Raw genomic sequence first — 13,949 nt, forward strand, 5'->3', positions numbered from 1 at the left:
TAAATGATTAAGTAAATTGTTTTTTTACAAACATAATATGTTATTCTTTAAACTTTAAATAAATACTGTTAAAGATGTAATTTTTAGTCTAGAATTGCTGCTATACCCGGCAATACTTTACCTTCTAGCATTTCAAGCATTGCTCCACCACCAGTAGATACGTAACTCATTTTATCCTCAAGACCAAATTGTTTTACTGCTGCAACTGAATCACCACCACCCACAAGTGAGAAAGCGCCATTTTCAGTAGAAGCTGCTATATAGTTACCGAGAGAGATTGTTCCGTTAGCAAAGCTTTCCATTTCAAACACTCCCAAAGGACCATTCCAAAGAATCGTTTTAGACTCCATTATAACTTTTTCAAAATTCGCTAATGATTTAGGACCTGCATCAAGACCTTGCCATCCGTCAGGAATTTCATTTACATCAACAATTTTAGTATTTGCAGTATTTGAAAAATCATCTGCCGCAACTACATCTACAGGAATGTGAATTTGAACTCCTTTTTCTTTAGCTAATCTCAAGATTTCTAAAGCTAATTCTTGTTTGTCATCTTCACAAATAGAATCACCAATTTTTCCTCCTAAGGCTTTCACGAAAGTAAAAGTCATTCCACCACCTATAATCATATGGTCTACTTTATCAAGAATATTTTCGATTACCGTAATTTTCGAAGATACTTTTGATCCACCAAGAACTGCTGTTACTGGTTTTTCGCTATTTTTCAATACTTTATTTAAACTATCGATTTCTTTAGCCAATAATAATCCGAAACATTTTTCTGTTGGAAAAAATTGAGCAATGATCGTAGTTGAAGCGTGCGCTCTATGTGCAGTTCCAAAAGCGTCATTCACGTATATATCTCCAAGTGAAGCCAATTCTTTTGCAAAAGCAACATCTCCTGCTTCTTCTTCCTTGTGAAAACGAAGATTTTCTAACAATAAAACCTCTCCTGCTTTTAAGTTTGCAGCAGCACTATTAGCTTCCTCACCAATACAATCTGAAGCAAATTGGACTGGAACAGCAAGTACTTCTGAAGTTGTTTTCAAAATATGTTTCAACGAGTATTTCTCTTCAACACCTTTTGGTCTTCCTAAATGTGACATTAAAATCACGCTTCCACCTTGAGCAAGAATTGCGTCTATAGTTGGTTTTGCAGCTTCAATACGAGTAGCATCGGTTACATTGAAATTTTCGTCCAAAGGCACGTTAAAATCAACACGTATTATTGCTTTTTTATTTTTAAAGTCAAAGTCGTTTAGAGTCTTCATTAGGTCTATTTTTAGTTTGTTTTTTGAAAGAATAACAAATATAGAACTTTTAGATTATTAATAAATTCGAATAAATCAAAAAATATTGCTTTTAATCAACGAAATCGTTGTAATTCGACAAATAATTTATTTTATCACTATTTAAAGTGATTTATTTTAAAAAAAGAGCTTCTGATCTGGTTTTAATATCAAAAAGGAAATTTAATGCCAAATTGAAGCTACATTTTAGCAAACTTTGCTATTGAAAACTTTAGACTAACCCATTTTCTTATATCTTTGCTTTATGCAATTTTCTGAAATTTTAGGGCAAGAACACATTAAAAATCATCTGACAAAAAGTGCAGAAATGGGTAGAATTCCCCATGCGCAATTATTTGTTGGTCCAGAAGGAAGTGGTACTTTAGCTATGGCTATTGCCTATTCGCAATATATTTTATGTGGCAATCAAAACGGGGAAAACTCGGGTCCGAATGAAGCATGCAACCTAAAATTCCTAAAAACATCACATCCTGATTTACACTTTGCTTATCCAACAGTAACTACTGATGCAGTAAAAAAAAGCCCAAAAAGCATTGATTTCATTACTGATTGGAGACAATTTGTTTTGAAAAATCCTTATGGTGGACTTTTTGATTGGTATGCCGTTTTGGGCGTTCAAAATAAACAGGGAGAAATTAGAGTTGATGATGCACAGGAAATTTTAAAATCATTATCCTTAAAATCATACGAAGGCGGTTATAAAATTATGATTGTTTGGATGGCCGATAAATTAAATATTGCCGCTTCCAATAAGTTATTGAAATTGCTGGAAGAACCACCCGAAAAAACGGTCTTCATTTTAATTTCTGAAAACGAGGAGGATATTATTCAAACCATCCGTTCGCGCTGTCAGATTTTACATTTCAATGGGCTGAGCGAACCTATTATTGCAGAAGCTTTGGTTTCACGCGAACAAGTAGATCCTAAAATAGCAGCAAAAATAGCACACCAAGCACAGGGTAATTACAATATTGCGTTACACTTGCTTCACGATGACAATGACGAATTTCCATTTGAACAATGGTTTGTAACCTGGGTTCGAGCTGCATTTCAAGCAAAAAAAGATGCTTCTGCCATTCAGGATCTAATACTTTGGAGCGAAAAAATTGCAAGTCTTGGAAGAGAAACACAAAAAAAATTCCTAGAATTTTGCATCGAAATGTTTCGTCAGGCTTTATTAATTAATTATGAAACTCCAAGTTTAGTTTACTTTGAACCAAAAGTAGAGAAATTCAAACTCGAGAAATTTGCGCCATTCGTTAATGGCAATAATATCCATGATATTTTCAAGGAACTATCGGACGCCATGTATCACGTGGAACGCAACGGAAATGCAAAAATCATTTTAACTGATTTGTCAATCAAATTAACACGTTTAATCCATAAAAAATAACCATATGAATAACGTTGCATCCATTTTAATATTAATTTTTTTAGCTATTACTTTTCTTCAATCGGGTTATGACAAGCTGTTTTACTGGAAAGACAATGTAGATTGGTTAAAAGGTCATTTTGATAAAACGCAATTAAAAAACCTTGTCCCTTTAGCTTTATTGCACATTCTGGTTTTGGAATTAATTTCTGGGATTTTATGTATTGTAGGCTGTATCGAATTGTTGATTAATAATGGTAGATTGTTTGGTTTTTATGGAGCCGTTTTTTCATGTATCACCTTACTTATGTTACTTTTTGGACAACGACTAGCTAAAGATTATGATGGAGCCAGAACCATCGTTATTTATTTTATGCCCGCAGTAATGGCCGTTTATTGGTTAAATTAAAAAACAGAATTAAAAAAAACAGTAATTACATTAACGAAAATAATGACACCAAAACATCCTTCCGAATCCTTAACAACATTAACCGATTTAGTTTTACCAAGTGAAACAAATCCTTTGAATAATCTTTTTGGCGGCGAGTTATTAGCCCGTATGGATCGCGCGGCAAGTATAGCTGCACGTAGACACTCCAGAAGAATTGTGGTTACCGCATCCGTGAATAGCGTGGCATTTAATAGAGCCATTCCTTTGGGAAGTGTCGTCACCGTTGAAGCCAAAGTTTCTAGAGCTTTTAAAAGCTCCATGGAAATTTTCATCGATATTTGGGTAGAAGACAGAGAATCAGGTAATAAAACCAAAGCAAATGAGGCCATATATACATTTGTAGCAGTAGATGATACAGGAAGACCCGTAGAAGTACCCCAAATAATCCCAGAAACTGAACTAGAAAAACAACGTTTTGATGCTGCATTAAGACGCAAACAACTCAGTCTAGTTTTGGCGGGAAAAATGAAACCAGAAGATGCTACTGAGTTAAAAGCATTGTTTATGTAAAAACTGTATTTACTTCTTGAAAGAGAAATTTTTAATTAAAAAAAGAAGTATTTTTACAAGCATAAAAATTTAAACATTTAAAAAATGTAGTAATCTCATAGGTTCAGCATTTTTCTTATAGCGATAAAATAATACAAATGAAAGAAAAGGTAAAAGAGAAGATGAGTACAGAGAAAGAAGCCAAACTAAAAGCGTTACAACTTACCCTAGACAAACTGGACAAAACCTACGGAAAAGGGACAGTAATGAAAATGGGGGATAAAGCCATTGTAGAAGTGGAAACCATTTCTTCAGGCTCTTTAGGAATTGATTTAGCTCTAGGGGTAAATGGATATCCAAGAGGAAGAATCATAGAAATATACGGACCAGAATCATCTGGAAAAACTACTTTGACGCTTCATGCTATTGCTGAAGCTCAAAAAGCAGGTGGAATTGCTGCTTTTATCGATGCAGAACATGCTTTTGATAGAAATTATGCTGAAAAATTAGGGGTTGATATCGAAAACCTAATCATTTCTCAACCAGACAATGGAGAACAAGCATTAGAAATTGCTGAGAACTTGATTCGTTCAGGTGCAATTGATATTGTTGTAATTGACTCGGTTGCAGCACTGACACCAAAAAGTGAAATTGAAGGTGAAATGGGAGATTCTAAAATGGGTCTTCATGCACGTTTGATGTCTCAAGCTTTGAGAAAGTTAACGGGAACAATCAGCAAAACTAACTGTACTGTATTCTTCATTAACCAATTGAGAGAGAAAATCGGGGTGATGTTTGGAAATCCAGAGACTACAACTGGTGGAAATGCATTAAAATTTTACGCTTCGGTACGTTTAGATATCCGTCGTTCTACTCAAATTAAAGATGGAGACAGTGTACTTGGTAACAGAACTAAAGTAAAAGTGGTAAAAAACAAAGTAGCACCACCTTTTAAAATTGCTGAATTTGACATTATGTATGGTGAAGGAATTTCAAAAACAGGAGAAATCTTAGATTTAGCTGTTGAGTTTGAAATCATCAAAAAAGCAGGATCTTGGTTTAGTTATGGTGAAACCAAATTAGGACAAGGTCGTGATGCTGTTAAGTCTTTAATCAAAGACAATCCAGAATTAGCAGATGAACTTGAAGTAAAGATCAAAGCTAGAATTAAGGAATTGGCTGATGCTTAATATACTTTTCTAAAATAATCAAATGCCCGAATGTAATATTCGGGCATTTTTTTTGCCCGGTCTATTCACTTGTTACCAATATTTAAAGTGCCAATTTTGAATAATTGTCAATTAATTTTGAATAATAACGCAACCTTTTTTAATCATTTTGATCTTATATAAAATGTAACGAAGTTATTAACCTCAAAAATGATAAAAAAATGAAACAACTAATTTTATTTTTAGTACTAATTACCACTTTAGCAAGTTGTAGTACTGACAATGACAACACAGGTTCTTATACCTACGAAGTACTTTCTGTGCAAAGTTATGAACTCCCAGCAAGTTTTACTCTAGGAGAAACCTATAAAATTAAATTGAAATACCAAAAACCTACAGCTTGTCATATTTTTCAAGGAATTTATTATGATAAAAACTTAAATACAAGAACCATTGCTATCCAAACAGCTGTAAATGATAATGAGGTATGTACCAAAGAAGTCCCTCCGCTATCTGAGCTTACTTTTAATTTTTACGTTACTAATACTGGATCTTACATCTTTAAGTTTTATAAAGGAGAGGATGCTGCTGGAGTAGACCTTTTTGAAGAAGTAGAAGTTCCTGTAGTTAACTAATAACTAGAAAAAAATCTGTGAGATTGGATCAAATAATTAGCGATTGTAAAAAAAATAACCCTAAAGCTCAGGAGCAATTATATCAATTGTTTTCTAAAAAGTTTTTTGGGGTATGCTTGAAGTATTCTAGTAATTATGCTGATGCTCAAGATAATTTACAAGATGGTTTTTTGATAATCTTTAGAAAAATAAACCAATTTAGTGGCAAAGGTTCATTTGAAGGTTGGGCGAAAAGAGTAATGATAAATAATGCACTCCAAAAATTTAAAGGAGTGCGTTATCTAGAGCTTACCACTGAAAATATACCTGAGGATGATGTTGAAATTGATGATGATAATGTTCCGATTGAGTATCTAATGCAAATCATCCAGGAATTACCAGATCAATACCGCCTCGTTTTCAGTCTCTACGTTCTTGACGGTTACTCCCATAAGGAAATTGCAGAAACATTAAAAATAACAACAGGAACTACAAAGTCGAATCTATCAAGAGCAAGGGTTATTTTAAGAGATAAAATTGAAGTTTATACTAGAATTGAAATAAAGTCATTGGCAAAATGAGCGATAAAAAAAACATAGACCTATTGTTTCAAGAGAAATTCAAGGATTTTGAAGCAGAACCTAATCAACAGGTTTGGTTAAACATTGAAGCACAATTAAAAGAAAAAGAACGAAAAGTAATTCCTTTTTGGATGCAATTTTCAGGAATTGCTGCTGCACTTATTTTAGGTTTCTTCGCCTTCAATATGGCTTTCAACACCAATAATAAAATTAAAAAAACCATTGTTTTAGACCCAAAAAACGCAACTGAAAACAAAGACTCCATTTCAATAGAAAAAGAAGAAAAGAATACCCCTTTTCATATAAAAAATAAACAACAACTAGTAATAACTAACCCAAATACCGATAAAAATCATGAAAATGAAAACACAACTTTTACTTCCCCGAAAACCAATACTCAACAAAAGAAAAATCAAAATGATTCTTCGCTTTATAAATCAAAAAATAATTCACCGCTAAAGCCGACAACTTCCAAAACATTCCTCTCAACATCAGAACAAGCGGTTGTCGAGGATGATCGTGTCAAAAATGCAAATTCACTCGCAAATAGTGTTGATAAAATCAAGAGAGAAACCAAATCAGAGAATAACACAGATTCTAAAATTGCAACATCTGACACTAAAAAACAAGATGCTATTATTCCAGAAACTGCAAATGAATTAGCCGAAATTTTAAAGAAGAAAGAAGAAGGAAAATCTCCAACCGAAATTAACAACAAAGACAAATGGCAAATTGTCCCTAATGTTGCTGCTGTCTATTTGAATCCGCATTCAGCTGGATCTTCTATTGATGCGCAATTCGATGACAACACAAAAACAGCCGATAACAGCCTTAGTTTTGGAATTGGTGTAAATTATGCCGTTTCTAAAAAAATTACTTTAAGAACAGGGCTTAATAAGCTTGCTTTGGGGTACAATACCAATGACGTCGTTTATTCAACCAGTTTGGCAACTAATAATCTTCTAAATATTAATTACAGCTCTAGTGCACCAATTGAAGTAAAAAACCAAGACGCGCTTAGTACACTTGTTGGTTTTGAAAAAAGCTTACAAAATACGAGTACTGCTGCTATCAATCAAAAAATGGGATACTATGAAGTGCCATTGGAGCTTTCATACGCTCTTTTAAACAAGAAGTTTGGCGTTACTATTATTGGTGGAATCAGCACTTTATTTTTAAACCAAAATAAAGTATCCTTAGTCTCTAACAACATTAATTTAAAGTTGGGTGAAGCCAATAATTTAAACACAATTCATTTTAGTACAAATGTTGGAATGGGATTTAAATACCAATTTATAAAATCATTTCAAGTAAATATTGAGCCCATGGTCAAGTATCAGTTGAACACTTATTCAAACAATTCCAATAGTGACAAAGCTGTTTTTATTGGGTTATATACTGGGATTATCTATTCCTTTTAGTTGGATATCATACTCCATTAATTGGGAATAAACGACATCTCTAGCTTCTTCACGAATTGCTCTTCTATCTACTCCTGTTTTTCCAAAAGTATCAATCTGTGGATGTATTTTAGCCCTCATAATACCCGGACTACCACTGAAAAAAGTGTAAGAAAACCTTTTTTTATTATCCGCAAAAGTAATAGGGAGAATTGGAATTTGATGTTCAATCGCTAATCGAAAAGCTCCATCTTTAAAAGTATCTAATACAATGGATTCATCATCAGGAACTCCACCTTCTGGAAAAATGCAAACACTTAAGCCACGGTCGATTGTTTTTTGAGCCTGATTAAACACTTCTAGACGGCTTTTTGAACAACCTCGATCCACTAAAATGCAGGTTCTTTTATAGAAAAAACCAAATAAAGGAATTTTAGCCAATTCCTTTTTACCTACAAAAACAAATGGATTCTTAACTACTGCTAACATCAACATAATATCAACCATTGAGGTATGATTAGCAACAATCATATAGCTTTTATCCGATTCTAAGATTTGGTTTCTTTCAATTTTATAGTAAAACCCCATTCCGAAGAGAATGAATTTAGCCCAAATACGTGACATTTTAAAGTAATACGGATAGCCTTTTTCAGAAACGATAGACGCTACTAAAAACGGTAACATAATCAATATGGGGATAGTAAATAAAATATAAAACCACATCCGCCATAAAGTCCAGAAAATTATTTTTATTCCTTTCATGAGTTCAAAAATAGGGATTCCTATGATACTATTATTAAAAAGAATTAAATTTGGGAAAACTATAACCGCAAAGAGCACCATTTTATTTTAAAAAAAAGACACCAATATTGTCGACCGCAAATTATTAAATTAAACTCTCAACCTAATTTTTTGACGTTTGCCAAACTATTAAAAAGTAAAAATTACCGCAAATTCGCAAATTAAATAGCTCAACCAAGTTTTTAAATTGGCGAATTTGCGGTCAATATCTAATTCCTTAAAATAGCTGTTGCCTTTTTTACAGCTGAAACCTATAAAAAATAAACTTAAAAAAAACTTTGCGAACTTTGCGGTAAATAAATAAACTATGCGAACTTTACGCTTCAGAAAAAAATTACAATGGCAAAAATACTTACCGGTGTCCAAAGTACAGGAACACCACATTTAGGAAACCTACTTGGGGCAATCATACCCGCGATTCAATTATCGAATGATCCAAAAAACGAATCTTTTCTTTTTATTGCCGACTTGCATTCGATTACCCAAATAAAAGACGGAAATACATTAAGAACCAACACCTACAGTACTGCTGCAGCTTGGCTGGCTTGTGGATTAGATGTTAACAAAGTGGTTTTTTACAGACAATCTGATGTGCCACAAACAGCAGAATTGTCTTGGTATTTGAGCTGCTTCTTTCCTTTTCAACGCTTAACATTAGCACATTCATTCAAAGACAAAGCAGACAGACTAGACGATGTAAACGCAGGCTTATTCTCCTATCCTATGCTGATGGCTGCTGATATTTTATTATACGATGCAGAGTTGGTTCCAGTAGGAAAAGACCAATTGCAACATCTTGAAATTACTCGTGATGTAGCTTCTCGTTTCAATCACCAAATGGGAGAAACATTCGTTATTCCTGAAGCTAAAATCCAGCAAGACAGTATGCTTATCCCGGGAACTAATGGCGGAAAAATGAGTAAATCAGCTAATAATTTAATTAATATATTTCTAGAAGACAAAGCATTACGCAAGCAAGTAATGTCTATAGAAACGGACAGTACACCACTAGAAGAACCTAAAAATCCAGATACTTGTAATGCTTTTGCTATTTATTCCTTATTAGCCAATACCGAGCAACTTACAGCAATGCGTGCTAATTACGAAGGTGGAAACTATGGTTATGGTCACGCCAAACAAGCTTTGTTTGAACTGATATGCGAAACCTTCAAAACCGAAAGAGAAAAATACAATTACTATATAAACAACCTCGAAGAAGTAGATGCGTTATTGAAAATAGGAGCCGGAAAAGCTTCGACTGTTGCCAATGGCGTGTTATCAAGGGTAAGAGAGAAATTAGGCTTTGAGATATAACATTCAATTTTTTAAAACCATATAAGGCATATAAGTAACTTTTTAAAGTTGCTCTTGTTTAATGTGATACTATTTCTCAAAAACTTACATGACTTAAATGGTAAAATCATATCGCCTCAAACAATTTCCCCGGCAAAGGCCGTACCACACCTTTTAATTCCATATTCAACAGCATTCCCGAGATTTTATAAATGGGAAAATCACAACGCAAAGCAATAATATCCATGAGTTCCTTTCCGGTTTTCAGCAGATAATCATACACTTTTTGTTCATCGTCCTCTAGAGTCACAAACAGTTGTTTTTGTACTGGTTTCGATTCCTTTTGAATGTCCCAATTCAAGATGTAAACCAAATCAGCGGCGCTGGTGAGTACGTTCGCTTTTTGGGTTTTTATAAGATTGTTGCAACCTGCGCTGTATTTATCAGTCGCACGTCCAGGGACCGCAAAAACATCTCGGTTGTAATCGTTGGCCATATTAGCAGTGATCAAGGAACCGCCACGATCTGCCGATTCTATTACGATTGTCGCTTCAGAGATTCCCGCTACGATTCTGTTTCGACGAACAAAATTTTCTTTGTCGGGATTCGACGAACTCCAGAACTCGGTCATAAAACCACCGTTTTCCTCGACTTTGGCGACATACTTTTTGTGGGTTTTTGGATAGATTTGGTTCAGTCCATGCGCCACCACTCCTATCGTTTGCAAATTATGTTCCATAGCCACTTGATGCGCCACGATATCCACGCCATAAGCAAAACCACTGACAATGATCGGATCCAGTGGAGCCAAATCTTCAATAAGTTTTCTGCAAAATTCCGTGCCGTAGGAAGTGATTTGCCGCGTGCCCACAATACTGATAATCTTTCGGTTTTTTAAATCAATATTTCCGGAAGTGAATAATAACAGTGGTCCGTCAATGCAATGTTTCAAACGATCTGGGTACTTTTCGTCTTGAAAATAAACGGCATTAATGTCATTCGATTTAATAAACTCCAACTCGAGCTCGGCTTTTTCGAAAACAGATTTATTTTTCAAGCTTTTTAGTAACATCGAACCCACTCCATCAATGGCAGCTAATTGTGATGACTTGCTTGTAAAAACTGCTTCGGCAGAACCGCAATGCGTCAACAGTTTCTTAGCCATAATGTCTCCAACTCCCTCTATTCTTTGTAAGGCCAATAGGTAAAATAAATCTTGTTCTATCATGCTAATTATTTGTAGTTGAAATGTATAAAAAAATTACGCTGATTGTTAATAAAAATTGTGAATAAAATTTTGATAACTATTTTCATTGTATAACTTTGTATACATGAACATCCAACCCTACATCGCTCAGCTATTATATCGTTATCAATGTGTTACCGTTCCTGGTTTCGGCGCATTTTTGACGGAAATCCAATCGGCTCAATGGGTTGAAAGCGCAAATTCGTTTTTTCCTCCAAAAAAATTGATTTCTTTCAATGCCAATTTGAAAAATAATGATGGCCTATTAGCCAATCACATTGCCCAATCTGAAAAGACATCATATGACTATGCCGTTAGTGCCATTCAATATGAAGTTTTAACTTGGAAAAAAGCATTAGAGGCAAACGGTATCTTTAGCATTAAGAACATTGGCGATATTTGCCTAAATGCGGATGGTAATTTGGTTTTCACTCCAGTTGATCAAACGAATTACTTGTCAAGTTCATTTGGTTTAACCTCATTTGTCTCTCCTGTTGTTAAAAGAGAAATCTTCGAACAAAAAATGGAGGCACTTGAAGAAACGAAAGTCATCACTTTAGACACAGAAGAAAGAACAGGGAACTCCTATTTAAAATATGCTGCAATTTTTATATTGGGACTTAGTTTAACCGGAAGTATTGGTTATTCTGTTTACCAAAACCAAATTGCCTCTGAAACAGTTCTTGTAGAAACTGCTGTTCAAAAACAAGTACAAAACAAAATTCAAGAAGCGACCTTCTTTATAAAAAACCCATTGCCGGCAGTTACACTTTCTATAAAAGAAAACAAAATGTCCTATCATGTGGTGGCAGGTGCTTTTAGAGAAGAGAAAAATGCACAAAAAATATTTGAACGCCTGTCTAAATTAGGCTATAAAGCAAAACGAATTGCCCCTAACAAATACGGATTGTTTCCTGTATTGTATGGCAGCTACTCCACAATAGGAGAAGCTGAAAAAGCGAAAAAAGAAATTCAAGAAAAAGACAATCCAGAAGCTTGGCTTTTGATTCAATCTTTATAAAATGCAACCTATTTACGGTTTAGACTACCCCCAGAAAGCGAAAAGCTATTTGGGGGTATTTTTTTAGAAGCAATTTCCAGCTACGCGCTATATCTCGTTTGGCATACCGATAAATATCGGGATGCCACAAGAGGATGCCGCTACTATCTGGGCTACTGCGATTCATTTTCAAAAGGAACTACTGTGTAAAAACTAGCTAAAGAAATAACACACGAATCCACAGGACTTCGAAATATAGCTATCGCCACTTAGCAATATTAGGAGGAAAACAAAAAAACCAACGCTTGATCGATCTAAAAACATTCCAAGCCTATTTTTAAATGCGTTTTAATGGCTTAATTCTACCCAAAGGTGTGTCATGTCATTTAACCTAAAAATGGTAATTAAAACATCCTATTTAGGCTTACAAAAAAGCGACTTAAGAAAGAATCCTAAATCGCTTTTATTTTTGCTTGAATTAAACTACATGATTAAATAATCTCACTAATTTGAAGTTCTCCATCTACATTAGTGTAATTAGGCACATCAGCAGCAAATTTTGCTGCATGAGCACCAAAAGCTGCTTGAAATGAGGCAACAGAATCAAACTTTAAATCTACTATAGCCACATAAGGCGCTAATTCGCCAGGAACTCTTCCTCCTATTCCTACAGTGAATTCCATTCCTTTTAAGGCATCTCCTAAAGATTCAGCAACCATAGGAAGATGAGAATTTTTATAATAATCGATATCAAACTTAGTATCAGCACCATTAGGATACATTACACTTACTTTTATCATGGTGTATATTTTTTTATTTTAAAACCAAGTTACAAACAATATTTTAAATACCTAATATTTCTGTTAGTCTAATCCCGCAGCCCGACGGAAGTGGAGCTCTTTTTTGTGCAGCGTAGCGGAACAAAAAAAGCGGGAACGGAGGGCGGATAAGCTGCCCAAATAAATAAAATACTTCTTGTAAATTGATTGTATTTCTAATTATTTAGACCAAGCAAATTTTTGGAAAGCCGCATCTACTGGTGTGTTTGCAATATGGTTTGTGTAGTTACTGATTACTTTTTGAGACAAACCAAGGATGATTTCTAATACTTGCTGTTCTCCGTAACCTGCTGCGTAAAATGCTTCTAATTCCTCTTGAGTAACATGACCACGGTTGCGAACAATTGATAATGTCATGGTACGTAAAGTTTCTAATTTTGGGTTAGCCAAAGGAGTTTCATTACGCAAAGCTTCAGTAATATCGTTATCTACTTTCATCATGGCGGCGATACCTGTATGCGCTGGAACGCAATAATGACAAGCGTGCTCGACGTTTATAGTTTGCCAAACGACAGTCAATTCTTCTTCATTGAAAGAAGTGTTTACGAATAATTCGTGTAATTTTTGATACCCATCAAGTATTCCTGGAGCACCAGCTAAAACGCCGTGAAGTCCCGGGATCATTCCGTAGGCTTTTTGAGATCCTTCTAATAATGCTTTACTTGCTTCTGGAGCTGATTCGATGTTGTGTACTTTTAATGTTGTCATGATTCTAATTTTAAATGTTATTATTTGTTTCTAAGCGTTCGCTTAGTTTTTTGTCAAAAAAAAACTTAGATGTTACTGAAAGTTAATTCAATATAGTCTTCGATTTCTTGTTTGTTGTTTACTCTTGATGCGGCGGCTAAACCATGTTTTGCTAACAATAGATAGTTGGCTTGCTTATCAACGGTTGTTTCGTCTTTCGATTTATCCGTCTTTAATTTCTCTATGAAAATCGATTTTAGATTATTCATGAAATCAGTCATTTGATCTTGTATCAATTGATCTTCAGTATCAGCAAATTCATTATAAGTGTTCGTCAATAAGCAACCTTTATTACTTCCCATTTCGGTTGGAATACGTACTGAATCATAGAAAAATGCTTTGATATCATTGACACCGTCAGTCCCGTTTTGTAATTTTTCGAAAATAGAAAAGACTTTGCTTTTATAACATTTTAAGCTTTCTAAGAAAACCCCGTGTTTACTACCAAAACTTGAATAGATAGAGAACTGGTTAATGCCCATTTCTTTCTCCAACATACGAACGGAGGTATTCTCATACCCATTGCGCCAGAACAAAGACATTGCTTTTTCTATTACTTCTTGTTCACTATATTGTTTACTTCTTGCCATTACTTTTATAATTCGATACAAAACTAAGCAACTGCTTTGAAATAGAA

At 34.4% G+C, this 13,949-nt stretch carries 15 protein-coding genes; 9 read left to right on the forward strand and 6 right to left on the reverse strand.

The genetic code is table 11. The features are described from left to right. Nucleotides 1-83: 83 nt before the first annotated feature. Entirely contained in the window at nucleotides 84-1,271 is a 1,188-nt protein-coding gene (locus tag HJ01_RS02925; protein ID WP_007136789.1) for a phosphoglycerate kinase, read from the reverse strand. 283 nt (nucleotides 1,272-1,554) lie between these two features. On the opposite strand from HJ01_RS02925, the gene HJ01_RS02930 reads away from it, so the two are divergent. The 7 genes from HJ01_RS02930 to HJ01_RS02960 all read left to right on the forward strand — a co-directional run bounded on the left by HJ01_RS02930 (nucleotide 1,555) and on the right by HJ01_RS02960 (nucleotide 7,407). Then, nucleotides 1,555-2,703 (forward strand): ATP-binding protein, encoded by a 1,149-nt coding sequence (locus HJ01_RS02930; RefSeq protein ID WP_007136790.1) that lies wholly within the window; start codon nucleotides 1,555-1,557, stop codon nucleotides 2,701-2,703. A 4-nt stretch (nucleotides 2,704-2,707) separates the two neighbouring features. Then, entirely contained in the window at nucleotides 2,708-3,091 is a 384-nt protein-coding gene (locus tag HJ01_RS02935) for a DoxX family membrane protein (RefSeq protein ID WP_007136791.1), read from the forward strand. Nucleotides 3,092-3,133: 42 nt separating this feature from the next. Further along, a complete protein-coding gene (locus HJ01_RS02940; protein ID WP_040473638.1) occupies nucleotides 3,134-3,643 on the forward strand; it encodes an acyl-CoA thioesterase in 510 nt (169 codons plus the stop codon). 161 nt (nucleotides 3,644-3,804) lie between these two features. Then, nucleotides 3,805-4,812, forward strand: a complete 1,008-nt coding sequence (gene recA / locus HJ01_RS02945) for a recombinase RecA (RefSeq protein WP_091429105.1) — start codon at nucleotides 3,805-3,807, stop codon at nucleotides 4,810-4,812. A gap of 200 nt (nucleotides 4,813-5,012) precedes the next feature. After that, nucleotides 5,013-5,426, forward strand: a complete 414-nt coding sequence (locus HJ01_RS02950; protein ID WP_007136795.1) for a hypothetical protein — start codon at nucleotides 5,013-5,015, stop codon at nucleotides 5,424-5,426. A gap of 17 nt (nucleotides 5,427-5,443) precedes the next feature. Beyond that, nucleotides 5,444-5,986 (forward strand): RNA polymerase sigma factor, encoded by a 543-nt coding sequence (locus HJ01_RS02955; protein WP_007136796.1) that lies wholly within the window; start codon nucleotides 5,444-5,446, stop codon nucleotides 5,984-5,986. Then, complete coding sequence (locus HJ01_RS02960; protein ID WP_007136797.1) at nucleotides 5,983-7,407, forward strand: hypothetical protein; 1,425 nt, start codon at nucleotides 5,983-5,985, stop codon at nucleotides 7,405-7,407. Before HJ01_RS02955 ends, HJ01_RS02960 begins: the two co-directional genes overlap by 4 nt. Here the strand turns inward: HJ01_RS02960 and HJ01_RS02965 are convergent. Beyond that, nucleotides 7,378-8,148, reverse strand: a complete 771-nt coding sequence (locus HJ01_RS02965) for a lysophospholipid acyltransferase family protein (protein WP_040473673.1) — start codon at nucleotides 8,146-8,148, stop codon at nucleotides 7,378-7,380. The two genes, HJ01_RS02960 and HJ01_RS02965, sit on opposite strands and share 30 nt — an antisense overlap. A gap of 378 nt (nucleotides 8,149-8,526) precedes the next feature. On the opposite strand from HJ01_RS02965, the gene trpS reads away from it, so the two are divergent. Further along, nucleotides 8,527-9,501, forward strand: a complete 975-nt coding sequence (trpS, locus tag HJ01_RS02970) for a tryptophan--tRNA ligase (RefSeq protein WP_007136799.1) — start codon at nucleotides 8,527-8,529, stop codon at nucleotides 9,499-9,501. A gap of 106 nt (nucleotides 9,502-9,607) precedes the next feature. On the opposite strand, the gene dprA is transcribed toward trpS, so the two are convergent. Then, nucleotides 9,608-10,708, reverse strand: a complete 1,101-nt coding sequence (dprA, locus tag HJ01_RS02975; RefSeq protein ID WP_007136800.1) for a DNA-processing protein DprA — start codon at nucleotides 10,706-10,708, stop codon at nucleotides 9,608-9,610. A 103-nt stretch (nucleotides 10,709-10,811) separates the two neighbouring features. On the opposite strand from dprA, the gene HJ01_RS02980 reads away from it, so the two are divergent. Beyond that, a complete protein-coding gene (locus tag HJ01_RS02980) occupies nucleotides 10,812-11,747 on the forward strand; it encodes an SPOR domain-containing protein (RefSeq protein WP_007136801.1) in 936 nt (311 codons plus the stop codon). A 470-nt stretch (nucleotides 11,748-12,217) separates the two neighbouring features. Here HJ01_RS02980 and HJ01_RS02985 read toward each other — a convergent pair whose 3' ends face one another. From HJ01_RS02985 to HJ01_RS02995, 3 genes are all read right to left on the reverse strand, one after another. Next, nucleotides 12,218-12,526 (reverse strand): EthD family reductase, encoded by a 309-nt coding sequence (locus HJ01_RS02985; protein ID WP_007136803.1) that lies wholly within the window; start codon nucleotides 12,524-12,526, stop codon nucleotides 12,218-12,220. A 198-nt stretch (nucleotides 12,527-12,724) separates the two neighbouring features. Next, on the reverse strand, nucleotides 12,725-13,273 hold the full coding sequence (locus HJ01_RS02990) for a carboxymuconolactone decarboxylase family protein (RefSeq protein WP_007136804.1): 549 nt from the start codon (nucleotides 13,271-13,273) through the stop codon (nucleotides 12,725-12,727). Between the two features lie 65 nt (nucleotides 13,274-13,338). Next, the gene (locus tag HJ01_RS02995; protein ID WP_007136805.1) at nucleotides 13,339-13,902 is read right to left on the reverse strand and encodes a TetR/AcrR family transcriptional regulator; all 564 of its coding nucleotides are present in this window, start codon (nucleotides 13,900-13,902) and stop codon (nucleotides 13,339-13,341) included. Nucleotides 13,903-13,949: the final 47 nt, after the last annotated feature.

Source organism: Flavobacterium frigoris PS1, assembly GCF_000252125.1.
GTDB classification, from domain to species: Bacteria; Bacteroidota; Bacteroidia; order Flavobacteriales; family Flavobacteriaceae; genus Flavobacterium; species Flavobacterium frigoris_A.

Excerpts from the sequence above, each read along its gene's own strand:
- HJ01_RS02925 (WP_007136789.1), bottom strand. The coding sequence starts at position 1,271 with ATGAAGACTCTAAACGACTTTGACTTTAAAAATAAAAAAGCAATAATA.
- HJ01_RS02930 (WP_007136790.1), top strand. The coding sequence starts at position 1,555 with ATGCAATTTTCTGAAATTTTAGGGCAAGAACACATTAAAAATCATCTG.
- HJ01_RS02935 (WP_007136791.1), top strand. The coding sequence starts at position 2,708 with ATGAATAACGTTGCATCCATTTTAATATTAATTTTTTTAGCTATTACT.
- HJ01_RS02940 (WP_040473638.1), top strand. The coding sequence starts at position 3,134 with ATGACACCAAAACATCCTTCCGAATCCTTAACAACATTAACCGATTTA.
- recA (WP_091429105.1), top strand. The coding sequence starts at position 3,805 with ATGAGTACAGAGAAAGAAGCCAAACTAAAAGCGTTACAACTTACCCTA.
- HJ01_RS02950 (WP_007136795.1), top strand. The coding sequence starts at position 5,013 with ATGAAACAACTAATTTTATTTTTAGTACTAATTACCACTTTAGCAAGT.
- HJ01_RS02960 (WP_007136797.1), top strand. The coding sequence starts at position 5,983 with ATGAGCGATAAAAAAAACATAGACCTATTGTTTCAAGAGAAATTCAAG.
- HJ01_RS02965 (WP_040473673.1), bottom strand. The coding sequence starts at position 8,148 with ATGAAAGGAATAAAAATAATTTTCTGGACTTTATGGCGGATGTGGTTT.
- trpS (WP_007136799.1), top strand. The coding sequence starts at position 8,527 with ATGGCAAAAATACTTACCGGTGTCCAAAGTACAGGAACACCACATTTA.
- dprA (WP_007136800.1), bottom strand. The coding sequence starts at position 10,708 with ATGATAGAACAAGATTTATTTTACCTATTGGCCTTACAAAGAATAGAG.
- HJ01_RS02980 (WP_007136801.1), top strand. The coding sequence starts at position 10,812 with ATGAACATCCAACCCTACATCGCTCAGCTATTATATCGTTATCAATGT.
- HJ01_RS02985 (WP_007136803.1), bottom strand. The coding sequence starts at position 12,526 with ATGATAAAAGTAAGTGTAATGTATCCTAATGGTGCTGATACTAAGTTT.
- HJ01_RS02990 (WP_007136804.1), bottom strand. The coding sequence starts at position 13,273 with ATGACAACATTAAAAGTACACAACATCGAATCAGCTCCAGAAGCAAGT.
- HJ01_RS02995 (WP_007136805.1), bottom strand. The coding sequence starts at position 13,902 with ATGGCAAGAAGTAAACAATATAGTGAACAAGAAGTAATAGAAAAAGCA.